The organism is Achromobacter sp. K91, from assembly GCF_003576205.1.
Taxonomy (GTDB): Bacteria; Pseudomonadota; Gammaproteobacteria; order Burkholderiales; family Burkholderiaceae_B; genus Achromobacter; species Achromobacter aegrifaciens.
This window is the reverse complement of the sequence record NZ_QWFB01000011.1, coordinates 1-19,509: the sequence shown is the minus strand read 5'-3', so window position 1 is coordinate 19,509 and position 19,509 is coordinate 1. Positions and strand designations below refer to the sequence as shown.

17 protein-coding genes are annotated in these 19,509 nt (G+C 68.3%); 13 read left to right on the top strand and 4 right to left on the bottom strand.

Going from position 1 to position 19,509, the window contains the following annotated elements; genetic code table 11:
* The first annotated feature begins 3 nt into the window (after positions 1–3).
* The 4 genes from DXK93_RS02025 to DXK93_RS02010 all read left to right on the top strand — a co-directional run bounded on the left by DXK93_RS02025 (position 4) and on the right by DXK93_RS02010 (position 2,297).
* Positions 4–468, top strand: a complete 465-nt coding sequence (locus tag DXK93_RS02025) for a GNAT family N-acetyltransferase (RefSeq protein WP_054451612.1) — start codon at positions 4–6, stop codon at positions 466–468.
* A 100-nt stretch (positions 469–568) separates the two neighbouring features.
* Positions 569–937, top strand: a complete 369-nt coding sequence (locus DXK93_RS02020; RefSeq protein WP_054451613.1) for a hypothetical protein — start codon at positions 569–571, stop codon at positions 935–937.
* A gap of 30 nt (positions 938–967) precedes the next feature.
* Complete coding sequence (locus DXK93_RS02015) at positions 968–1,480, top strand: RNA polymerase sigma factor (RefSeq protein ID WP_054451614.1); 513 nt, start codon at positions 968–970, stop codon at positions 1,478–1,480.
* 1 nt (position 1,481) lies between these two features.
* Positions 1,482–2,297 carry an anti-sigma factor gene (locus tag DXK93_RS02010; RefSeq protein WP_119449229.1) on the top strand — a complete coding sequence of 272 codons (816 nt, stop codon included), beginning with the start codon at positions 1,482–1,484 and terminating at the stop codon, positions 2,295–2,297.
* Here DXK93_RS02010 and DXK93_RS02005 read toward each other — a convergent pair.
* The 3 genes from DXK93_RS02005 to atzF are packed head-to-tail and all read right to left on the bottom strand — an operon-like array spanning position 2,294 to position 8,541.
* Entirely contained in the window at positions 2,294–3,043 is a 750-nt protein-coding gene (locus DXK93_RS02005) for a GntR family transcriptional regulator (RefSeq protein ID WP_119449228.1), read from the bottom strand. The two genes, DXK93_RS02010 and DXK93_RS02005, sit on opposite strands and share 4 nt — an antisense overlap.
* Before the next feature lie 2 nt (positions 3,044–3,045).
* On the bottom strand, positions 3,046–6,678 hold the full coding sequence (gene uca, locus DXK93_RS02000; RefSeq protein WP_119449227.1) for an urea carboxylase: 3,633 nt from the start codon (positions 6,676–6,678) through the stop codon (positions 3,046–3,048).
* Between the two features lie 42 nt (positions 6,679–6,720).
* The gene (gene atzF / locus DXK93_RS01995) at positions 6,721–8,541 is read right to left on the bottom strand and encodes an allophanate hydrolase (protein ID WP_119449226.1); all 1,821 of its coding nucleotides are present in this window, start codon (positions 8,539–8,541) and stop codon (positions 6,721–6,723) included.
* Between the two features lie 368 nt (positions 8,542–8,909).
* Between atzF and urtA the strand changes: the two genes are divergently transcribed.
* The 9 genes from urtA to arsC all read left to right on the top strand — a co-directional run bounded on the left by urtA (position 8,910) and on the right by arsC (position 19,398).
* Positions 8,910–10,163: an urea ABC transporter substrate-binding protein gene (gene urtA / locus DXK93_RS01990; protein ID WP_054451619.1), complete on the top strand. Its 1,254-nt coding sequence runs from the start codon at positions 8,910–8,912 to the stop codon at positions 10,161–10,163.
* 20 nt (positions 10,164–10,183) lie between these two features.
* A complete protein-coding gene (urtB, locus tag DXK93_RS01985; RefSeq protein ID WP_119449225.1) occupies positions 10,184–11,815 on the top strand; it encodes an urea ABC transporter permease subunit UrtB in 1,632 nt (543 codons plus the stop codon).
* A complete protein-coding gene (gene urtC / locus DXK93_RS01980) occupies positions 11,812–12,939 on the top strand; it encodes an urea ABC transporter permease subunit UrtC (protein WP_119449224.1) in 1,128 nt (375 codons plus the stop codon). The genes urtB and urtC overlap by 4 nt, the downstream gene beginning before the upstream one ends.
* Positions 12,936–13,775: an urea ABC transporter ATP-binding protein UrtD gene (gene urtD, locus DXK93_RS01975; protein WP_054451622.1), complete on the top strand. Its 840-nt coding sequence runs from the start codon at positions 12,936–12,938 to the stop codon at positions 13,773–13,775. The genes urtC and urtD overlap by 4 nt, the downstream gene beginning before the upstream one ends.
* A gap of 1 nt (position 13,776) precedes the next feature.
* Positions 13,777–14,475 carry an urea ABC transporter ATP-binding subunit UrtE gene (gene urtE, locus DXK93_RS01970; protein WP_119449223.1) on the top strand — a complete coding sequence of 233 codons (699 nt, stop codon included), beginning with the start codon at positions 13,777–13,779 and terminating at the stop codon, positions 14,473–14,475.
* 75 nt (positions 14,476–14,550) lie between these two features.
* Positions 14,551–14,964, top strand: coding sequence for a DUF2946 domain-containing protein (locus DXK93_RS01965; protein WP_119449222.1), 414 nt, complete (start codon positions 14,551–14,553; stop codon positions 14,962–14,964).
* Positions 14,965–15,149: 185 nt separating this feature from the next.
* Positions 15,150–17,351, top strand: coding sequence for a TonB-dependent siderophore receptor (locus DXK93_RS01960; RefSeq protein WP_054451625.1), 2,202 nt, complete (start codon positions 15,150–15,152; stop codon positions 17,349–17,351).
* A gap of 23 nt (positions 17,352–17,374) precedes the next feature.
* Entirely contained in the window at positions 17,375–18,904 is a 1,530-nt protein-coding gene (locus tag DXK93_RS01955) for a PepSY-associated TM helix domain-containing protein (RefSeq protein WP_054451626.1), read from the top strand.
* Positions 18,905–18,969: 65 nt separating this feature from the next.
* Positions 18,970–19,398 (top strand): arsenate reductase (glutaredoxin), encoded by a 429-nt coding sequence (gene arsC / locus DXK93_RS01950; protein ID WP_054451627.1) that lies wholly within the window; start codon positions 18,970–18,972, stop codon positions 19,396–19,398.
* Positions 19,399–19,443: 45 nt separating this feature from the next.
* On the opposite strand, the gene DXK93_RS32570 is transcribed toward arsC, so the two are convergent.
* The coding region (locus DXK93_RS32570) for an IS3 family transposase (protein ID WP_370126299.1) at positions 19,444–19,509 on the bottom strand (66 nt) is incomplete at its 5' end.

The window sequence follows — 19,509 nt, the reverse complement described above, 5'->3', positions numbered from 1 at the left end:
TCCATGACCCAGACCTGCTCCCTGGCGCTGCAACCCGCCACCGAAGACGACCTGCCCTTCCTGCTCACCCTGCGCAAGACCACCATGCAGGAACACCTGCAGCGCGCGGGCGCGCCGCTGGATGACGACCACCATCTGGCCCGCATCCGTTACCGTTTCGAGGACGCCCGCATCGTCTGGCTGGACGGCCGGCCCGCCGGCCTGTTCAAGCACGGCCGGGACCCGGCAGGCTGGCGCATCGTGCAGATCCAGATCGATCCCGCCTTCCAGGGCCGCGGGCTGGGCCGCCGCCTGCTGGAGGGCGTGCTGGACGAGGCCGACGCCGAGGGCGTCCCCGTCACCCTGAGCGTGCTCAAGGGCAACCCTGCCCGGCGCCTCTATGAAGCGCTGGGCTTCATCCCCGTGGAGGAAACCGACCTGGAATATGAAATGCGTCACGAACCCGGCGCGGTCCGGCCGGCCGGCTGACCCTTTGCAACTTCTTTCAGCCCGGCTGGAATAAAGCCGGGACCGGCAGCGTCTGTAGGGGGCAGTCTCCCACTTTCCCTATCTACGTACGAGGCACACCATGCGCAAACACATCGCCGCAGCCCTGGCCATCTCCGCCGCCGCCCTGTTTTCGGCCGGCGCCCAGGCCCAGGCCGTCAAGACCCAGGACGGCATGCTGGTCAACAGCGCCGGCATGACGCTTTACACCTTCGACAAGGATGCCGGCGGCAAGAGCGCCTGCAACGACCAGTGCGCCAAGATCTGGCCGCCCGTCATGGCCAGCGCCGACGCCAAGCCCATGGGCGACCTGACCGTCATCACCCGCGACGACGGCAGCAAGCAATGGGCCAGCAAGGGCAAGCCGCTGTACACCTATGCCAAGGACGCCAAGGCGGGCGACAAGACCGGCGACAACTTCAAGGAAGTCTGGCACGTTGCCAAGCCCTGATACGGTGTCCGCCATCACACGCAGCAACCCATGCGCGCCGAAGACGAAGCCCTGATCCTGGCCTGCATCCCCAGCCTGCGGCGCTATGCCCGCGGGCTGACGGGCGACCCCCACCGGGCCGACGACCTGGTCCAGGACACGCTGGAGCGCGCATGGAGCCGCTATTCGCGCTGGCAGCGGCGCGGCGAGCTGCGCGCCTGGATGTTCGGCATCATGCATAACCATTTCATCGACGGCGTGCGCGCCAGCAACCGGCGGGCCGAACAGACCGCCCCGGGCGAACTGCCCGACGCCCCGGTGCGCGCCACGCAGACAGACCACCTGGAGGTGCGCGACCTGGACCGCTGCCTGCAAGCCCTGCCCGCCGAACAGCGGGAAGTGCTGTTGCTGATATGCGTGGAAGACCTGTCCTATCAGGACACCGCCCGGATACTGGACGTGCCGATGGGCACGGTCATGTCGCGCCTGTCGCGCGCCCGCGAAAAACTGGGCGCGCTGATGCAGGCGCGCGACACCGTCAGCAAGCTCCATCGCGTGAAATGACATGAACGAGAAACGCCTCCATGCGGTGCCCGGCGCGGGCACCCCGATTACCGAAGCCGACCTGCATGCCTATGCGGACGGCCAGTTGCCGCCCACGCGCCGCGCCGAGGTCGAAGCATTCCTGGCCTCCCATCCGCAAGACCAGGCTCGCGTCGACGAATGGCGCGAGCAACGACGCCTGCTGCACGCCATGCTGGACCCGGTGCTGGACGAGCCGCTGCCGCTGCGCCTGCCCCTGGCGCGGCCCTCGAACCCCTGGCCCTGGCGGGCCCTGGCCGCCGGCGTGGCGATCGCCGCCATCAGCGCCAGCGCCGCCTGGATCACGCGCGGCGCCATGGACGCCCGCCAGCTGCAGGCCGCACTGGCGACCGCCGCGCCCGAACGCATTGCGGGCGGCTATGCCCAGCGCGCCGCCATCGCCCACGCGGTCTACGCGCCCGACATGGGCCGGCCCGTGGAAGTCGGCGCCGATAACGAAAAAGGCCTGGTGACCTGGCTGACCAAGCGCATGGGCGCGACCATGCGCCCGCCATCCCTGTCGCAGGCCGGCTATGAACTGGTGGGAGGCCGCCTGCTGCCCGGCGGCGCGGGACCGGTCGCGCTGTTCATGTACGGGGCGGCCGACGGCCAGCGCCTGACGCTGTACGTCACCCGCGAAGCCGCGGGCGGGCAGACGGCATTCCAGTTCACCCAGGAAGGCCCGGTGCGGGTGTTCTACTGGGTCGAAGGACAGTTCGGCTATGCGCTGTCCGGCGCAGTCAGCCGCGACGAGCTGCTGCGCGTGTCGCAGGAGGTCTACCAGCAGCTGCAGGGCTAGTCGGGGAGCGCCAGGCCCCGGCCGCCCGCGTGCTCGCGCGCCTGGTGCAGCATGTGCAGCGTAATCTTGCGCACCTCGGCGCGGCTCATGCCGATATGCGAACGCAGCATGCGCGTGGCCTCGTCGGCCCGCCGCGCCAGCACCGCGCGCAGGATGGCGGCGTGCTCATCATAAGTGGCGTCCACGCGGAAATCCTTGGTGAAGTCCAGCCGCCGCACGATGCGTATCTTCTCGGTCACGTCGCGATGGATCTGCGCCATTTCGGGATTGCCGGCAGCGGCCACCAGCGAACAATGAAAAGCCTCGTCCAGTTGCGCCACCAGCCGCCCGTCCAGAATGCGCTGGCGCGGCGGCGCCAGCCACACGTCCTTCAGCGCGCCCAGCATGCCTGCCTCGTCCATGTGCTCGCGCGCGCACAGCCGTTCCACCGCGGCCTGCTCCAGCACCACGCGCACGTCGTACAGCGCCTCGAAGCGTTCGAAGTCGAAAGGCCGCACCTGCCAGCCGCTGCGCGGACGGGGCAGCACGTAGCCTTCGCGCTCCAGCCGCGCCAGTCCCAGCCGCACCGGCGTGCGGCTGACGCCCAGCCGCGCCGCCACCTCGGCCTCGGTGAAGCGCTCGCCCGGCAGCACGCGGAAGTCGAACAGGTCGTCTTTCAGCCGCTGATAGACCTGGTCGGCCAGCGAACCGGCCAAGGCCGGCGTCTGGCGGATGGCGGGAGCGGCCAGCGCGGATTCCAGGCGCATGGTCAGGCCACGGGGCAGGTCGCGTCTTCGGCCAGAACGATGAGCGGGTCGCCCGCGTTCACCGGTTTGCCCGGCACGCAGCGGATCGCGACCACGGTCCCCGACGCCGGCGCGATGACGGACAGCTCCATCTTCATGGCCTCGACCACCACCAGCGTGTCCCCCGCCGATACGCTCTGACCCACCTGCACCGGGATCTTCCAGACGTTGCCGCACATGTCGGCGCTGACCAGGCTTTCGCCTTCGCGCAAGGCCGCCTCGGCGTCGGGTTCGGGGTCGGCCGCCACTTGCTCCACCGCCGCATCCTCGCTTTTCCACAAGGCCACTTCGGCGTCGAAGGCGCTCTTCTGGCGCGTCTGGAACGCGGCGATGCTGTCGGCCTCTTCCGCCAGGAAGCGCTGGTGCGCGGCAAAGTCGAACACCTCTTCCTCGATGCGGACCGTGGCCCGGCCTTCGCGGAAGTCTTCGCGCAACGCATCGAGTTCGGCTTCCGTCACCGGATAGAAACGCACCTGGTCGAAAAAGCGCAGCAGCCAGGGCTTGCCGTCCTGGAACACCGGGTTCTTCAGGAATTTGTTCCAGATGGGCAAGGTGCGTCCGACCAGCTGATAGCCGCCAGGCGAATCCATGCCGTAGATGCACATGTAGACCCCCCCTATGCCTACCGTGCCTTCGGCGGTGTAGGTGCGGGCCGGGTTGTACTTGGAAGTCAGCAGGCGGTGGCGCGGATCTATCGGCACCGCGCAGGGCGCGCCCAGGTACACGTCGCCCAGGCCCATGATCAGATAGCTGGCGTCGAACACGATATCGCGGACCTGCTTGCGGCTGGCCAGGCCGTTGATGCGCCGGATGAAGTCCACATTGTTGGGCAGCCACGGCGCACTGGCGCGCACGGTTTCCTGGTAGCGCTGCACCGCGCCCAGCGTGGCCGAATCCTCGAACGCCATGGGCAGGTAGACCACGCGGGTGGGCACCTTGAGCGTGGCCACGTCGGCCAGGCCGCTCTCGATCCGCAGCAGGCGCTCGATCAACGCGCCTTGCAGGATGACACGGCTGTCGTAGCGGATCTGCAGCGAACGCACGCCAGGCGACAACTCCATCACGCCGGCGATGGGCTCGGCATTGAGCGCCTCCATCAGCAGATGGATGCGCATGCGCAGCGCCAGGTCCAGCACGTTGTCGCCGTATTCCAGCAGCAGGTAGCCGTCGCCCGCCTGGCGGTAAGAAACCGCAGGCCGCGCGCCCTGCGCCGGCAGCGCCGCCACGATGGGTTCCGGCACGGCGGCGGGCGCCAAGGCTTGCGTGGGCTGCGCGGGCGCCGCCAGTTCGGCCACGCAACGGTCCTGCGCCGCCTCCAGCGCCACCGCCTGCTGATAGTCGATGCGCACGAAGCGGATCCGGTCGCCCGGTTTGACCTGCCCGACCTTCCACAGTTCGGCGCGGGCGATGGTGACGGGGCAGACGAAGCCGCCCAGGCTGGGGCCGTCGCGCGTCAGGATCACGGGGCTGTCGCCGGTGAAGTTGATGCTGCCGATGGCGTATTCGCAATCGTGGATATTGGACGGATGCAGGCCCGCCTCGCCACCGTCCTCGCGCGCCCAAGTTGGTTTGGGGCCGATCAGGCGCACGCCCAGCCGGTTGGAGTTGTAGTGCACTTCCCAGTCCGCGGCGAAGAAGGCCTCAATGGCTTCGGGCCGGAAGAAATCCGGCGCGCCGTGCGGGCCGTAGAGCACGCCGATTTGCCAGGTGTTGCCATAGGCCGGAATCAAGCCGGCGGGCGCGGCCTGCGGTTCGGACACAGGTGCGGTGGCACCGCAGTCCCGCTCAGGACGGATCCGCGGCAGCATGTCGCCCACGCGCAAGGTGCGGCCGGCATGCCCTCCAAACTGGCCCAACACGAAGGTGGAGCGGCTGCCCAGGTAGACCGGCACGTCCAGGCCGCCGCGCACCGCCAGATAGCTGCGGCAGCCCGACAGCGCGCGGCCGGTCGTCAGCACCTGGCCGGAACGCACGGCCACCGGCGTCCACATGGGCACGGGCTCGCCATCCAGGGTGGCGGCGCAGGCCGCTCCCGTCAGCGCCACGACGGCATCGCCGTGAAAGCGCAAGGTCGGGCCGACCAGCGTGGCCTCGATGCCCGCTGCGTCGGACGCGTTGCCGACGATGCGGTTGGCCATGCGGAAGGCATAGTCGTCCATCGGGCCCGAGGGCGGCACGCCGATGTCCCAGTAGCCCACCCGCCCAGGGTAGTCCTGCACGCTGGTGTAGGTGCCTGCCGCCAGCACCTCGATCGCCGCGGGCCGGTAGGCAAAGGTTTCAAGAAAGCGCGTGGACAGCTCGCCTCCGCGAAAACGCGCGTCATCCACGATCTGCCGCAGATAGTCCAGGTTGGTGGCGATGCCGTGCAGGCGCGTGCGGGCCAGCGCGTGCGCCAGCTTGTCCAGCGCGGCCTCGCGCGTGCCGGCATGCACGATCAGCTTGGCCAGCATGGGGTCGTAGAACGCCGGCACCTCGGTGCCGGTCGCGACCCAGCCGTCCACCCGCAGGCCTTCTGGAAAGAACACGTCGGTCAACACGCCAGGCGACGGCTGGAACTGGCGCAGCGGATCCTCGGCATACAGGCGCACCTCGATGGATGCGCCTTGCGGCGCGCGCGACATGGCGGCGTAATCCAGCGCTTCGCCCGCGGCCACGCGCAGCATGCATTCCACCAGGTCCAGCCCGGTGACGGCTTCCGTCACGGGATGCTCTACCTGCAAGCGGGTATTGACCTCCAGGAAATAGAAGCTGTCGCGCGCCGGGTCGTAGATGAATTCCACGGTGCCGGCGGAACGGTAGTTGACCGACTCGCCCAGCCGCACGGCGGCAGCGTGCAGCGCCTGGCGCGTGGCGGCGGGCAAAAGCGGCGCGGGCGTCTCTTCGATGACCTTCTGGTTGCGGCGCTGCACCGAGCAATCGCGCTCGCCCAGGGCCAGCACACGGCCGGCGCCGTCGCCGAAGATCTGCACCTCGACATGGCGCGCATTGTCGACGTAGCGCTCGATGAAGGCGCCGCCGTCGCTGAAGAAGTGCTCGCCCATGCGCTGTACGCTATCGAAGGCCGCAGTCAGCTCGGCCTCGTTGTCGCAGCGCGAAAGGCCGATGCCGCCGCCTCCCGCCGTGCTCTTTAGCATCACCGGATAGCCGATGCGCTCGGCCTGCGACAGCGCGGCGCCCAGACTGTCCAGCAGGCCCGTTCCCGGCGTCATCGGCACGCCGGCCTCGGCCGCCAGTTCGCGGGAACGGTGCTTCAGGCCGAACTCGCGGATCTGCAAGGGCGTAGGGCCGACGAACGCAATGCCCGCGTCTTCGCAGGCCTGCGCGAACTCGGCGCTTTCGGACAGGAAGCCGTAGCCGGGATAGATGGCTTGCGCGCCATGCTCGCGCGCGGCGGCCAGCAGCAGGTCCATGCGCAGGTAGCTGTCGGCGGCCTTTTCGCCGCCCAGAGCCACGGCCACGTCGGCCGCGCGCACGTGCGCGGCATTGCGGTCCGGGTCGGAGTAAACGGCCACGCTGCGGATGCCCAGCCGCTTGAGGGTGCGGATGGCGCGGACGGCGATCTCGCCGCGGTTGGCAATCAGAACGGTATCGAACACGGTGCGACTCCCTGGTGTCTTGCGGGTTATCGAAAGCGGAGATCAGGCCAGGCTGGCCAGGTAGGCGCGCCAGCCGCCGAACTCCGTGATGTCGCGCGCGCCCTCCAGGCCGCGCGGCTCGCAGATGAATCCCTTGACCTGGCGGCCGTCCGCCAGCTCCAGCGTGCCGATGCCCAGCGGCGCGGGGATCTCGGCCACGAAGGCGCCGAAGGCGGCCAGCGGTACGTCCCAGAGTTCGACCTCGATGGGCGCGCCGCTCGCGGACTTCACCAGTCCGGGCTTGGGCGGCGTGGTGTTGGCCAGGGCGTACAGGCGGTAATCGCCGGCCGTGCGCGCCGCTTCGACGAACACGGCGCGGCGCGAGGTCAGTTGGTGGTTCAGCGGCATGCCGCGCAGGTGCGCCCCCACGACCGACACGCGCACCGTGTCACGCGCGGGGAGGACCGCATGCTCGGCTGCGGGCAGCGGCGCACCGGTGGCGCCCAGCGGCAGCGCCAGACGCGCCTGCCACTGGCGTCCGAACTGCGCCAGCGCATGGTCCTGCCAAGCCATGCCGATCAGCGTGATGCCTGCGGGCAGGCCGTCGCCGCGCATGCCCGCGGGCAGCGCCAGCGCCGACAGGTCGGCCAGGTTCGTGAAGTTGGTGTAGATCCCCAATCTCGAGTTCAGCGTCACCGGATCGGCTTCGAGCTGGGCGATGGTGTAGATCGTGGGCGTAGTCGGCACCACCAGCGCATCAAAGCCCGCCAACGTCTGATGGATGCCGCGCGTCAGCTCGGCGCGCCGGTACTCGGCTTTGAACGCGTCCAGCGCGCTGTAGTTGGCGGCCTGTTCGACGATGCCGCGCACCACCGGATGGATGGCCTCGGGGTTCTGCTTCCACAACGCTTCCACGACGGCAAAGCGCTCGGCCACCCAGGGCCCTTGGTACAGCAGCGCCGCCAGCTCGCTGAATGGCGTGAAGTCGATGGGTTCGACCGTTGCGCCGCTGGCCTTCAGGTCGCTCACGGCCTGATCGAACGCCGCCGCGGCCTGCGCATCGCCGAAAAATTCCAGCTGCGCGGGAATCGCCAGCCTGGGTTGCGCCGGCCAAGGATTTGCGCTCCCTACAGGCTGAGCGCGCGAATAGGGGTCGCGCGCGTCCCAACCCGCTGCAATGTCGGCTACCAGTTCGGCGTCGTCCACCGTCAGCGCGAACACCGACACGCAGTCCTGCGTGCGGCATGCCGGCACCACGCCTGCCGCGCTGAGCCGCCCCTTGGTGGGCTTGAGGCCCACGATGTTGTTGAACCCCGCCGGCACGCGGCCCGAGCCCGCAGTGTCGGTGCCCAACGAGAAAGCGGCCAGGCCGCGCGCCACCACGGAAGCCGAACCCGAACTGGAGCCGCCGCTGACGTAGTCCGGATTGAACGTATTGGGCACCGCGCCCAGCGGCGAACGCGTGCCCACCAGTCCGGTGGCGAACTGGTCCAGGTTGGTCTTGCCCACCAGGATGGCGCCGGCCGCGCGCAGGCGGGCGACCACGGTCGCATCTTCCTCGGGCGTATATGCGAATTCCGGGCAGGCCGCCGTGGTGGGCCAGCCGGCGGCGTCGATATTGTCCTTGATGGCAAACGGCACGCCGTAAAGCGGCAGCCGCGTCAGGTCGCCGTTGGCCGCTTCCAGCAGCCCTTGCAGGGCATCGAGCTGCCGCGCCAGCATGGCGCCGTCCACGCGCTTGATCCAGGCATTGTCTGGCGCGTTGCCGCGTTCGGCCCAGGCGGCCAACAAGGTCTCGGGCGTGGCGCCCTCATTGCGATAGGCGGCCTGCCACTGCGCGATCGTCCAGGCGACGGGGCCTTTGTGCGTTGCTACGGCGTTCATGCTGGAATCCTTTCTTGTATACAAGTACGGATTCCCAAGCAATCGGCGTGCCATGTCGGACGCCGCCCCGCGCCTGCCCCGATTCCCTGCGGCAAGGGGCCGCCTGCGGCACGAAGCCATCGCCGCGGCGCCACATGCGCGCACCGCCAGCGGGCGGCGCGCGCACCCATGTTGTGCACGCGGCACCAGATCGGCCCGTGCCGCCTGGCGCGCCGCCATCCGTGGCGCGCCCTTCGTCTACCCCCTTTCATATAGCGGACTGCACGTGCCCGCGCGGTTGGCATGCCTTTTGCTTTTAGGTCCTCGTTGTCGTGTGTTTTCAGATCGTTCTCGCCGGCACGGCCGGCACATTCCAATCAGGAGTCACCATGAAACGCAGACTAGCCCTTAAGCAACTGACCGCCGTGAGCCTGTTGGCCATGTCCGGATGGATGCCGCAGGTACTCGCCGCCGAGGACACCATCAAGGTCGGCATCCTGCATTCGCTGTCGGGCACGATGGCGATCTCGGAAACGTCGCTCAAGGACGTGGCCCTGATGACCATCGACGAGATCAACGCCAATGGCGGCGTGATGGGCAAGAAGCTCGAAGCCGTGGTGGTGGACCCGGCGTCGAACTGGCCGCTGTTTGCCGAGAAGTCGCGCCAGCTGCTGTCCCAGGACAAGGTGGCGGTTGTCTTCGGCTGCTGGACCTCGGTGTCGCGCAAGTCCGTGCTGCCGGTGTTCAAGGAACTCAACGGCCTGCTCTTCTACCCCGTGCAATACGAGGGCGAGGAGCTCGAGAAGAACGTGTTCTACACCGGCGCAGCGCCCAACCAGCAGGCCATACCCGCCGTCGAATACCTGATGAGCGAAGACGGCGGCGGCGCCAAGCGCTTCGTGCTGCTGGGCACCGACTACGTCTACCCGCGCACCACCAACAAGATCCTGCGCGCCTTCCTGCATTCCAAGGGCGTCAAGGACAGCGACATCGACGAGGTCTACACGCCTTTCGGCCATTCCGACTACCAGACCATCGTCGCCAACATCAAGAAGTTCGCCACGGGCGGCAAGACAGCCGTCATCTCCACCATCAATGGCGACTCCAACGTGCCCTTCTACAAGGAGCTGGGCAATGCCGGCCTGAAGGCCACCGACGTGCCGGTGGTGGCGTTCTCGGTGGGCGAAGAGGAATTGCGCGGCGTGGATACCAAGCCGCTGGTGGGCCACCTGGCCGCGTGGAACTACTTCCAGTCGGTCAAGAACCCGGTGAACGACGCCTTCATCCAGAAATGGAAGGCCTATGCCAAGGCCAAGAACCTGCCCAACGCGAATACGGTGGTGACCAACGACCCGATGGAAGCCACCTACATCGGCATCCATATGTGGAAGCAGGCGGTGGAGCAGGCCAAGACCACTGACGTGGACAAGGTGATCGCAGCCATGGGCGGCCAGAAATTCAACGCGCCCGACGGCTACACCATCGAGATGGACAAGACCAACCACCACCTGCACAAGCCGGTCTACATCGGCGAAATCAAGGCGGATGGCCAGTTCAGCGTGGTGTGGAAGAGCAAGGGTCCGATCCGCGCCCAGCCCTGGAGCCCGTACATCCCGGGCAACGAAGGCAAGCAAGGTCTCTAACGCACCGGGAACAAGCAGCCATGCGCATCGCGGCAATCGCACTCTACTTGCGTCGTTTCCTGCTGGCATGGCTGGTGTCCCTGCCGCTCGCGGCCGCCCCGGCGGCGGCAAGCGGCGTGGACCCGGCCTTGCTTGCGCCGCTGGCCGGCGACGACACGAACGCCAGGCTCCAGGCGATTGCCGCGCTGGGCCAGCTGCCCGAACCCGAGGCGGCAGCGGTGCTGCAGGCGCTGGGCGAGGACCGGCTCTACGCCGCCGATGACGGCCGCGTGCTGATCGGCAACGGCGGCGCGCGCGCCATCGATGCGGCGACGGGCGCCGCCGCCGAGCTGCCCCCAGGCGCAGGCGCCATCGGCATCAATAACCGCCTGCGGCGCGCCATCGAGGCGGCGCTGGCGGGTTCGCGCCTGTATTCCGAGCAGCCCGCCGAGCGCCTGGCTGCGGCGCGCCGTCTGCAGCAGACCGGAGACCCGGCGCGCCTGCCTATGCTGGAAAAGGCATTGGCGTCCGAAAAGAACGAAGTCGTGCGCGACGCGCTGCTGATCGCGCAGGCCAACCTGGAATTGAAAAGCGGCGATCCCGCCAAGCGGCGCCATGCGGTCGAGGTGCTGGGCGCCACCCGCAACGCCGCATTCCGTCCCACCCTGGCCGCGCTGGCCGAGGAGCGCGACGGCGCCTACGCGGAACCCGACGCCGGCGTGCGTGAGGCCGCGGGCCACGCGCTCAAGCAGATCGACCGCCACCTGGCCACCATCGAATGGGCCGGCAACCTGTTCTACGGCATCAGCCTGGGCAGCGTGCTGCTGCTGGCGGCGCTGGGCCTGGCCATCACCTTCGGGTTGATGGGCGTCATCAACATGGCGCACGGCGAACTGCTGATGATAGGCGCCTATGTGACCTACGTAGTGCAGACGGCGTTCCGCGCCTGGCTGCCGGGCTGGCTGGACTGGTATGTGCTGGCCGCGTTGCCGCTGGCCTTCGCCGTGACGGCGCTGGTCGGCATGGCGCTGGAACGCACCGTCATACGCTGGCTCTATGGCCGGCCGCTGGAAACGCTGCTGGCCACCTGGGGCATCAGCCTGATCCTGATGCAGGGCGTGCGCACGCTGTTCGGCGCGCAGAACGTGGAGGTGAGCAATCCCGGCTGGATGTCTGGCGGCGTCACGGTACTGGGCGGACTGGTGCTGAGCTACAACCGCCTGGTCATCATCGGCTTCGCCTTCTTCGTGGTGTTCCTGGTCTGGGCGCTGCTGAACCACACCCGCCTGGGCCTGTTCGTGCGCGCCATCACGCAGAACCGCCGCATGGCCGACTGCGTGGGCGTGCCCACCGGCCGCGTCGACATGCTGGCCTTCGGCCTGGGCTCCGGCATCGCCGGGCTGGCTGGGGCGGCGCTGTCGCAGCTGGGCAACGTGGGACCGGACCTGGGCCGCGGCTACATCGTCGATTCGTTCATGGTGGTGGTGCTGGGCGGCGTGGGCCAGCTCGCCGGCACCGTCATCGCCGCGCTGGGCCTGGGCGGCGTCAACAAATTCCTGGAGCCCTATGCCGGAGCCGTCATGGCCAAGATCACCATCCTGGCGCTCATCGTGCTGTTCGTCCAAAAGCGGCCGCAAGGCCTGTTCGCCCCTCGCGGCCGGAGCGTCGAATGAAACAGAACGCGCTGACTGACCTGAATCTGCTGACCCGCCGCCCGCTGTACTCGGGGCGGGTGTGGGCGGCCCTGGCCGCGGCAGTTGCTCTCCTGGCGCTGCTGCCCTTGCTGAATCTCGCTTTCCCTCCCGGCCATGCGCTGCATGTGTCGGCCTATGTCGTGGCGCTGCTGGGCAAGTTCATGTGCTACGCCATGGCGGCGCTGGCGCTGGACCTGGTGTGGGGCTATGCGGGCATCCTGTCCTTGGGCCATGGCCTGTTCTTCGCGCTGGGCGGCTATGCGCACGGCATGTACCTGATGCGCGCCATCGGCCGCGACGGCGTCTACCAGAGCGACCTGCCCGACTTCATGGTGTTCCTGGACTGGAAGAGCTACCCCTGGTACTGGTCCTTTACCGAGCACTTCTGGTACGCCATGCTGCTGGTCGTGCTGGTGCCGGGCGTGCTGGCCTTCGTGTTCGGCTACTTCGCCTTCCGCTCGCGCATCAAGGGCGTGTACTTTTCCATCATCACGCAGGCGCTGACCTTCGCCGCGATGCTGCTCTTTTTCCGCAACGACACGGGCTTCGGCGGCAACAACGGTTTCACCGACTTCAAGCGCATCCTGGGTTTCGACATTACCGCGCCCGGCACGCGCGCCGCGCTGTACTGGATCACGCTGGCCGCGCTGGCAGGCGCGCTGGTCCTTGCGCGCGCGGTCACGCAGAGCAAACTGGGCCGCGTGCTCACTGCCGTGCGCGATGCCGAGAGCCGCCTGCGCTTCATCGGCTACGACCCGCTGGGCTTCAAGCTCTTCGTCTGGACCCTGTCCGCGGTGCTCTGCGGCATCGCCGGCGCGCTCTACGTGCCGCAGGTCGGCATCATCAACCCCAGCGAGATGTCCACCGAGACCTCGATTGAAATGGTGATCTGGGTCGCCACCGGCGGACGCGGCACGCTGGTCGGCCCCATCATCGGCGCGGGCGCCGTCAACGGCCTGAAGACCTGGTTCACCAGCGTACTGCCGGAATTCTGGCTGTACGCGCTGGGCTTGATCTTCGTGCTGGTGACGCTGTTCCTGCCCACCGGCATCGTCGGCCTGGCGCGCCGCATCTGCGCCCGCATCCAGGGGAACAAGGCATGAGCAGCACGCACATCGAATCCGCCGCGCTCGACGGCGGCCCCAGCGGCGATGCCGGCTACGGCCGCGTCAGCCCCAAGGGCCTGGACACCAGCCACGGCGCCATCCTTTACCTGGAAGGCATCACGGTCAGCTTCGACGGCTTCAAGGCCTTGAACGACCTGACGCTGGACATAGGCGTGGGCGAACTGCGCTGCATCATCGGCCCCAACGGCGCTGGCAAGACCACCATGATGGACGTCATCACCGGCAAGACCCGGCCCACTTCGGGCACGGCCTACTTCGGCCAGAGCATAGACCTCACCACGCTGAACGAAGCGCAGATCGCGCATGCCGGCATAGGCCGCAAGTTCCAGCGGCCCACGGTGTTCGAGCAGCACAGCGTGTTCGAAAACCTGGAGCTGGCGATGAAGACCGACAAGCGCGTGCGGCCCACGCTGTTCGCGCGATTGAGCGGCGAACAGGCCGACAAGATCGGCGAGACGCTGGACCTGATCCGGTTGCGGCCCGAAGCGGCGTTGCCCGCGGGGCTGCTGTCGCACGGCCAGAAGCAGTGGCTGGAGATCGGCATGCTGCTGATGCAGGAGCCGCAATTGCTGCTGCTGGACGAGCCGGTGGCGGGCATGACCGATGCCGAGACCGAACGCACCGGCGAGCTGCTCAACGAATTGCGCGGACGCCATTCGCTGATGGTGGTGGAGCACGACATGGATTTCGTCAATCAGATCGCGGGCGACGGCAAGGTCACGGTGCTGCACGAAGGCTCGGTGCTGGCCGAAGGGCCGATGAGCAAGGTGCAGGCCGATCCGCGGGTCATCGAAGTCTATCTGGGGCGCTGAGATGCTGGACGTGAACACGATCGACCAATACTACGGCGGCAGCCATACGCTGCGCGGCGTGTCGCTGTCCGTGCGCCAGGGCGAATGCCTGGCGCTCTTGGGACGCAACGGCGTGGGCAAGACCACATTGCTCAAATGCGTGATGGGCGTGCTGCCGGTGGCGCGCGGCGACATCGCCTTCGACGGCGCGGACGTCACGCGCCTGGCGCCGCACCAGCGCGCGGCGCGCGGCATGGCCTATGTACCCCAGGGCCGTGACATCTTCGCCCGCTTGACGGTGGAAGAGAACATCCTGATGGGCATGGCGACCAAGCCGGCGGCGCGCGCGCGCTGCATCAAGGAAGAGGTGTACGAGCTGTTCCCCGTGCTGCGGACCATGCTGTCGCGCCGCGGCGGCGACCTGTCCGGCGGACAGCAGCAACAGCTGGCCATCGCCCGCGCTCTGGTGGCCGAGCCCAAGCTCATCATCCTGGACGAGCCCACCGAAGGCATACAGCCGTCCATCATCAAGGACATCGCCCGAGTCATTCACATGCTGCGCCAGCGCGGCGACATCGCCATCCTGCTGTGCGAACAGTACTTCGACTTCGCTCGCGAACTGGCGGATCAGTTCGTGGTGCTGTCGCGCGGCGTCGTGGTGGCGCGCGGCGACCGCGACGCCATCGACGGCGAGGATGTGCGGCGGCATCTGTCGGTTTAGGGTCCGCGCCGGACCTCGATTATTCCTGGCAAACGCTGGACGGCAGCCCCATCTGCTCCGATATAATCGGGCGCCATGTGCTCCGCTGCCTACCTGACCCGCCCCGCCGTGTGGATCGCGCTCGTCGCGATCCTGTGGGCGTCGTTGGCGCCGTCGCTGGCGCATGCACTGAGCCTGTCTCCGGCCAGCCACAACGCCCATCGCATCAGCGTCGACTTCTGCACCAGCGAAGGCGCGGGGCAAGCATCCCTGACCCTGGAGGTGCCGGGCGGCAGCAATGACGGCACCCAGGCGGACGATCACGGCGACAGCCATCATTGCCCGCTTTGCCGCAACCCCAACGCTGACGTGGGCATTCTGCCCGCGCCCGTTCCCGTCGTGCCAGCCCCTCTCGGCCGCGCCATCACGTATCCGCCGCTGTTCTTCCTCGCGGCCCATCCTCTTCATGCCTGGAGCGCGGCCCAGCCGCGCGCACCGCCCGCGGTCTGAGCCGGCGCGCCCCGCCGCCTGACGGCGGCCGGTTTGCGTCCACCGCTGTTATCCCGCCGCCACGTTCCGTCCGCGCCTCCCGGCGCGCCCGGATGCGTGCCGTCATTCAGGCTCATGCGTCCCGGCCAGCCCCGCCCGCTTTGCGAGGGCCGCCGAGCGCGCGGGCCGGACCACCGGTTCCAGACATGAAGAAGACCACGACCTACACCCTGCTGCTGGGCGCGCTCGCCAGCGGCTCCGCCCAGGCCCTGACCACGGAACCCGCCGTGCCCACCCTGGCGCCCACCACCGTGCACGGCGCCGCCTCCGAAGAGCCCGCGCCCAACGGCCCCATCGACCTGAACGTGCGCGACAGCACGGGCAGCCGGCTGGGCCTGACCCTGCGTGAAACGCCAGCCAGCGTCACCGTGATCTCGCGCGAACAGATCGAGGCGCGCGGATCCTTGAATACGCAGGAGATCGCCCGCGGCATCCCCGGCGTGGACAACGCCTCGCCCCCAGGCAACGCGGGCGCGGTCAGCTACCGCGGATTCTCCGGCGGCCAGGTCTCGCAACTGTTTAACGGCATTTCCGTGCAGTACGACTCGATCGCGGCGCGGCCGGTGGATAGCTGGATCTACGACCGGGTCGAAGCGATCGGCGGTCCCTCCACCTTCCTGTTCGGCGCGGGCGCGGTCGGCGGCGCCATCAACTACGTCACCAAGCTGCCCGAACGCGACACCTTCTACGACGGCCAGCTGCGCGTGGGTTCGTTCGACAGCCGCCAACTGTCGGTGGGGCTGAACCAGCAACTGGCGGGCGAGCCCGGCGGCCGCGGCCACTATCTGCGCATCGATGCCAACACCGGCTCCAGCCACGGCTGGGTCGACGGCAACCATTCCCGCGCCAGCCAGGTGGCCGCCTCGCTACTGTCCGACCTGGGCGCCGACGTGACCCAGACCTTTGCCTTCGAGTACCAGCGCGAACAGGTGGACCGGCCCTACTGGGGCACGCCGCTGAAAACCGACGCCAACGGCGTGGTGCAAGGCACGGGCCGCATCCTGGATGGCACGCGCTTCAAGAACTACAACGTCAACGATGGCCTGTACGAGCAGTCGGTGCTGTGGGCGCGGTCCCTGACCGAATGGCGCGCCGGCTCCAATCTGACCTTCAAGAACACGCTCTACTACTATCGCGCCGAGCGCGATTACCGCAACCTGGAGAACTACCGCCTGAACGCGGGCAACAGCCTGGTGCTGCGTTCCGGAGCGCTGTTGCAACGGCACGAACAAAGCCTGATAGGCAACCGCGTCGAGGGCCTGTACCGCTCCACCCTGGCCGGCCTGCCCAGCGACTGGTCCTTCGGCGTGGACGTCAGCCAGAACAAGATCACGCGCTATCCGACCAGCCTGCCCGGCCAGGTCGACGCAGTGGATCCCTACGACTTTTCGGCCGGCGATTTCTACGACATCCCCGGCATGAAGCGCGGCCACGTCGCCGACCGCGACAACCGCATCCGCACGCTGGCGCTGACGATGGAGAACCGCACCACGGTGCTGCCGGGCGTGGCCATCGTGTCGGCATTGCGCAAGGACTTCATCGACATGGACCTGACCAATCGCCGCGCCGTCACCGCCGCCTCGCCCGCCAGCGCGCAGCGCAGCTACTCGCCGCTGACCGGACGGCTGGGCGTGAACTGGGAGCTGAGTCCGGAGGCCTCGCTGTACGCGCAGTACGCCACCGCGGCCGATCCTCCCTCGGGCATCCTGGCCACCGCCTCGTTCGCCGACGTGCTGAACAATGACAAGCTCACCACCGGCAGGCAGGCCGAGGTGGGCGGCAAGTTCAACTTCTGGGACGGCCGCGGTTCAGCCACCGTGGCGCTCTATGAGATCAAGCGCAAGAACATGGCGACCTCGGACCCCAACAATCCCGGCGTCAGCGTGCCCGTGGGCGCGCAATCGGCGCGCGGCATCGAGCTTGCCGGCGGCCTGCAGCTGACCTCCCAGCTATCCCTGCAGGGCAATGTCGCCTTCGTCGATCCCAAGTACGACGACTTCTCGCAGTCCGTGGGCGGCGTGGCGGTCTCGCGCAACGGCAACGTGCCCACCAACACTCCGCGCCGCCTGGCCAACGTCTGGCTGGACTATGCCTTCCTGCCCGACTGGACCGCCAGCATGGCCGCGCGCTACGTGGGCCGCATGTACGCGGATGCCGCCAACACCGTTTGGACGCCGTCCTACACCGTGTTCGACGCGGCGCTATCGCACCGGATCAACCGCAACCTCAGCGTGACGGCGCGCGTGCGCAACCTGACCGACAAGGTCTATGCCGCGAACGCGACGCCGACCATGTACTACCTGGGCGCGCCCCGCTCGTTCGAGCTCACCTTGCAGGCCCGCTTCTGAGCGGCGCGCCAGGACAGACCGCCATGAACACGACGCTACCCTCCTCCGCCCGCCATCGCGCCGGGCCGCCGCTGCCGGCGCGCGCCAAGCGCTGGCTGTACCTGATCCATCGCTGGGCGGGCATCGTGCTGTGCCTGTTCTTCGCCATGTGGTTCATCTCCGGCGTGGTGATGATGTACGTGGGCTATCCCAAGCTCACGCCGCAGGAACGCCTGACGCACTTGCCCGCGCTGGATTCCGGGGCGATCAGTGTCACACCCGCGCAGGCGCTGGCGGCGGCGGGAGCCAAGGACGCCGCCGGCATGGCGCTGACCGCCGCCCGCGGCGGCGCGCCGGTCTACGTGATTCCCGGCGAGGCGCGCCGCGCGCCCAGGATGGTGGACGCCGCCAGCGGCGCTCTGTTGCCCCCGGCCGATGCCGCGACCGCGCTGGCCACGGCCCGTGCCTGGTCGGCAGGCCAGTATGCCGCCCGCTACCTGGGTACCGTGGACGAAGACGCCTACACCCATTCACGCGCGCTCGGCCCCGACCGGCCGCTGCACCGGGTGGACCTGGACGATCCCGCGCATACGCGGCTCTACATCTCGTCCGCCACGGGCATGGTGGTGCTGGACGCCACCCGCGCCGAACGCGTCTGGAACTACGCGGGCGCCTGGATCCACTGGCTGTATCCGTTCCGCGGCAATGCGCTGGACGGTTGGTGGCACGACATCGTGGTGTGGCTGTCGGTCGCAGGCGTGCTGCTGGCCGTGACGGGCACGGTGGTCGGCATCCTGCGCTGGCGCTTTTCGCGGCCCTATGCCAGCGGCAGCCGTTCGCCCTACCGCGAAAACATGATGCGCTGGCACCACCTGAGCGGCCTGCTGTTCGCGGCCATCACCATCACCTGGATCTTCAGCGGACTGATGTCGATGAATCCGTGGAAGCTGTTCAGCAGCGGAGCGCCGCCCTTGGCCCAGGGAGCCTATGCCGGCGCGCCGGGGAACACGCTGGCCACGCCCCGGGAACTGATCGCAGCCCTGCCCGCCGCCCCGCGCGAATTGCGCTGGGCCCGCGCCGACGGCCAGGACGTGGTGCTGGCGCGCAGCGCCGCAGGCGCCCCGCTGGTGCTGTCGGCCGGCAACGCGCAGCCCTACACGTTCGACCCGGCGGCCCTGCGCGCCGCCGCCGCCCGGCTGGTCCCCGGCGCCCGGCTCGCCAGCGCCGAAACGCTGCAGGCCTACGACTTCTATTACTACGCCCGCGACGAGCACGCGATGCTTGGCCATGTCGAGAAGCCGCTACCCGTATGGCGGCTGATCTATGACGATCCGCAGGCGACCTGGGTCTATCTGGACCCGCGCACGGGACAGATCGTGAGCCGGCAGGACAGCGGTTCGCGCACCAGCCGCTGGCTGTTTGCCTTTCTGCATAGCTGGGACTGGACCGGCCTCTTGTCGCGCCGTCCGCTGTGGGACGCCCTCCTGGTGTTCCTGAGCCTGGGCGGCGCGGCGCTCAGCCTGACCGGCGCGGTGATAGGCTGGCGGCGGCTGGGCAAGAAGCTGCGGGCCTGAAGCGCCGGCGCGGATGCACTATGCTCACAGCCTTGCATGACGATCTACCGGAAAGAGGAGCTTCCATGTCCGACGTAACCATCTATCACAACCCCAAGTGCGGCACCTCGCGCAACACCCTGGCCATGATCCGCAACGCCGGCATCGAACCGGAGGTCGTGCTGTACCTGGAAACGCCGCCCTCGCGCGCCACCTTGAAGGCACTCTTCAAGAAGGCCGGCGTCAGCGTGCGCGAGGCCCTGCGCGAGAAAGGCACGCCTTACCTGGAACTGGGCCTGGACGACGCTTCCCTCTCGGACGACGCGCTGCTGGACGCGATCGAGCAGCACCCCATCCTGCTGAACCGCCCCTTTGTCGCTACGCCGCTGGGCGCGCGCCTGTGCCGCCCGTCGGAACTGGTGCTGGACATCCTGCCCGCCCCGCAGCAAGGCGCCTTCGCCAAGGAAGACGGCGAAGCCGTGATCGACGCGCAGGGCAAACGCATCCAGAAGTAAAAGGACGCAGTCTGAACTGACCCCCAGAAGTTGGATGGTCAGAAGCTAAAGGCCGAAGGCCTGAGCTCGGTACTGCACCGGGCTCAGGCCTTTTAGCTTGAGCTTGATGCG

Excerpts from the sequence above, each read along its gene's own strand:
- DXK93_RS02025 (WP_054451612.1), top strand. The coding sequence starts at position 4 with ATGACCCAGACCTGCTCCCTGGCGCTGCAACCCGCCACCGAAGACGAC.
- DXK93_RS02020 (WP_054451613.1), top strand. The coding sequence starts at position 569 with ATGCGCAAACACATCGCCGCAGCCCTGGCCATCTCCGCCGCCGCCCTG.
- DXK93_RS02015 (WP_054451614.1), top strand. The coding sequence starts at position 968 with ATGCGCGCCGAAGACGAAGCCCTGATCCTGGCCTGCATCCCCAGCCTG.
- DXK93_RS02010 (WP_119449229.1), top strand. The coding sequence starts at position 1,482 with ATGAACGAGAAACGCCTCCATGCGGTGCCCGGCGCGGGCACCCCGATT.
- DXK93_RS02005 (WP_119449228.1), bottom strand. The coding sequence starts at position 3,043 with ATGCGCCTGGAATCCGCGCTGGCCGCTCCCGCCATCCGCCAGACGCCG.
- atzF (WP_119449226.1), bottom strand. The coding sequence starts at position 8,541 with ATGAACGCCGTAGCAACGCACAAAGGCCCCGTCGCCTGGACGATCGCG.
- urtA (WP_054451619.1), top strand. The coding sequence starts at position 8,910 with ATGAAACGCAGACTAGCCCTTAAGCAACTGACCGCCGTGAGCCTGTTG.
- urtB (WP_119449225.1), top strand. The coding sequence starts at position 10,184 with ATGCGCATCGCGGCAATCGCACTCTACTTGCGTCGTTTCCTGCTGGCA.
- urtC (WP_119449224.1), top strand. The coding sequence starts at position 11,812 with ATGAAACAGAACGCGCTGACTGACCTGAATCTGCTGACCCGCCGCCCG.
- urtD (WP_054451622.1), top strand. The coding sequence starts at position 12,936 with ATGAGCAGCACGCACATCGAATCCGCCGCGCTCGACGGCGGCCCCAGC.
- urtE (WP_119449223.1), top strand. The coding sequence starts at position 13,777 with ATGCTGGACGTGAACACGATCGACCAATACTACGGCGGCAGCCATACG.
- DXK93_RS01965 (WP_119449222.1), top strand. The coding sequence starts at position 14,551 with ATGTGCTCCGCTGCCTACCTGACCCGCCCCGCCGTGTGGATCGCGCTC.
- DXK93_RS01960 (WP_054451625.1), top strand. The coding sequence starts at position 15,150 with ATGAAGAAGACCACGACCTACACCCTGCTGCTGGGCGCGCTCGCCAGC.
- DXK93_RS01955 (WP_054451626.1), top strand. The coding sequence starts at position 17,375 with ATGAACACGACGCTACCCTCCTCCGCCCGCCATCGCGCCGGGCCGCCG.
- arsC (WP_054451627.1), top strand. The coding sequence starts at position 18,970 with ATGTCCGACGTAACCATCTATCACAACCCCAAGTGCGGCACCTCGCGC.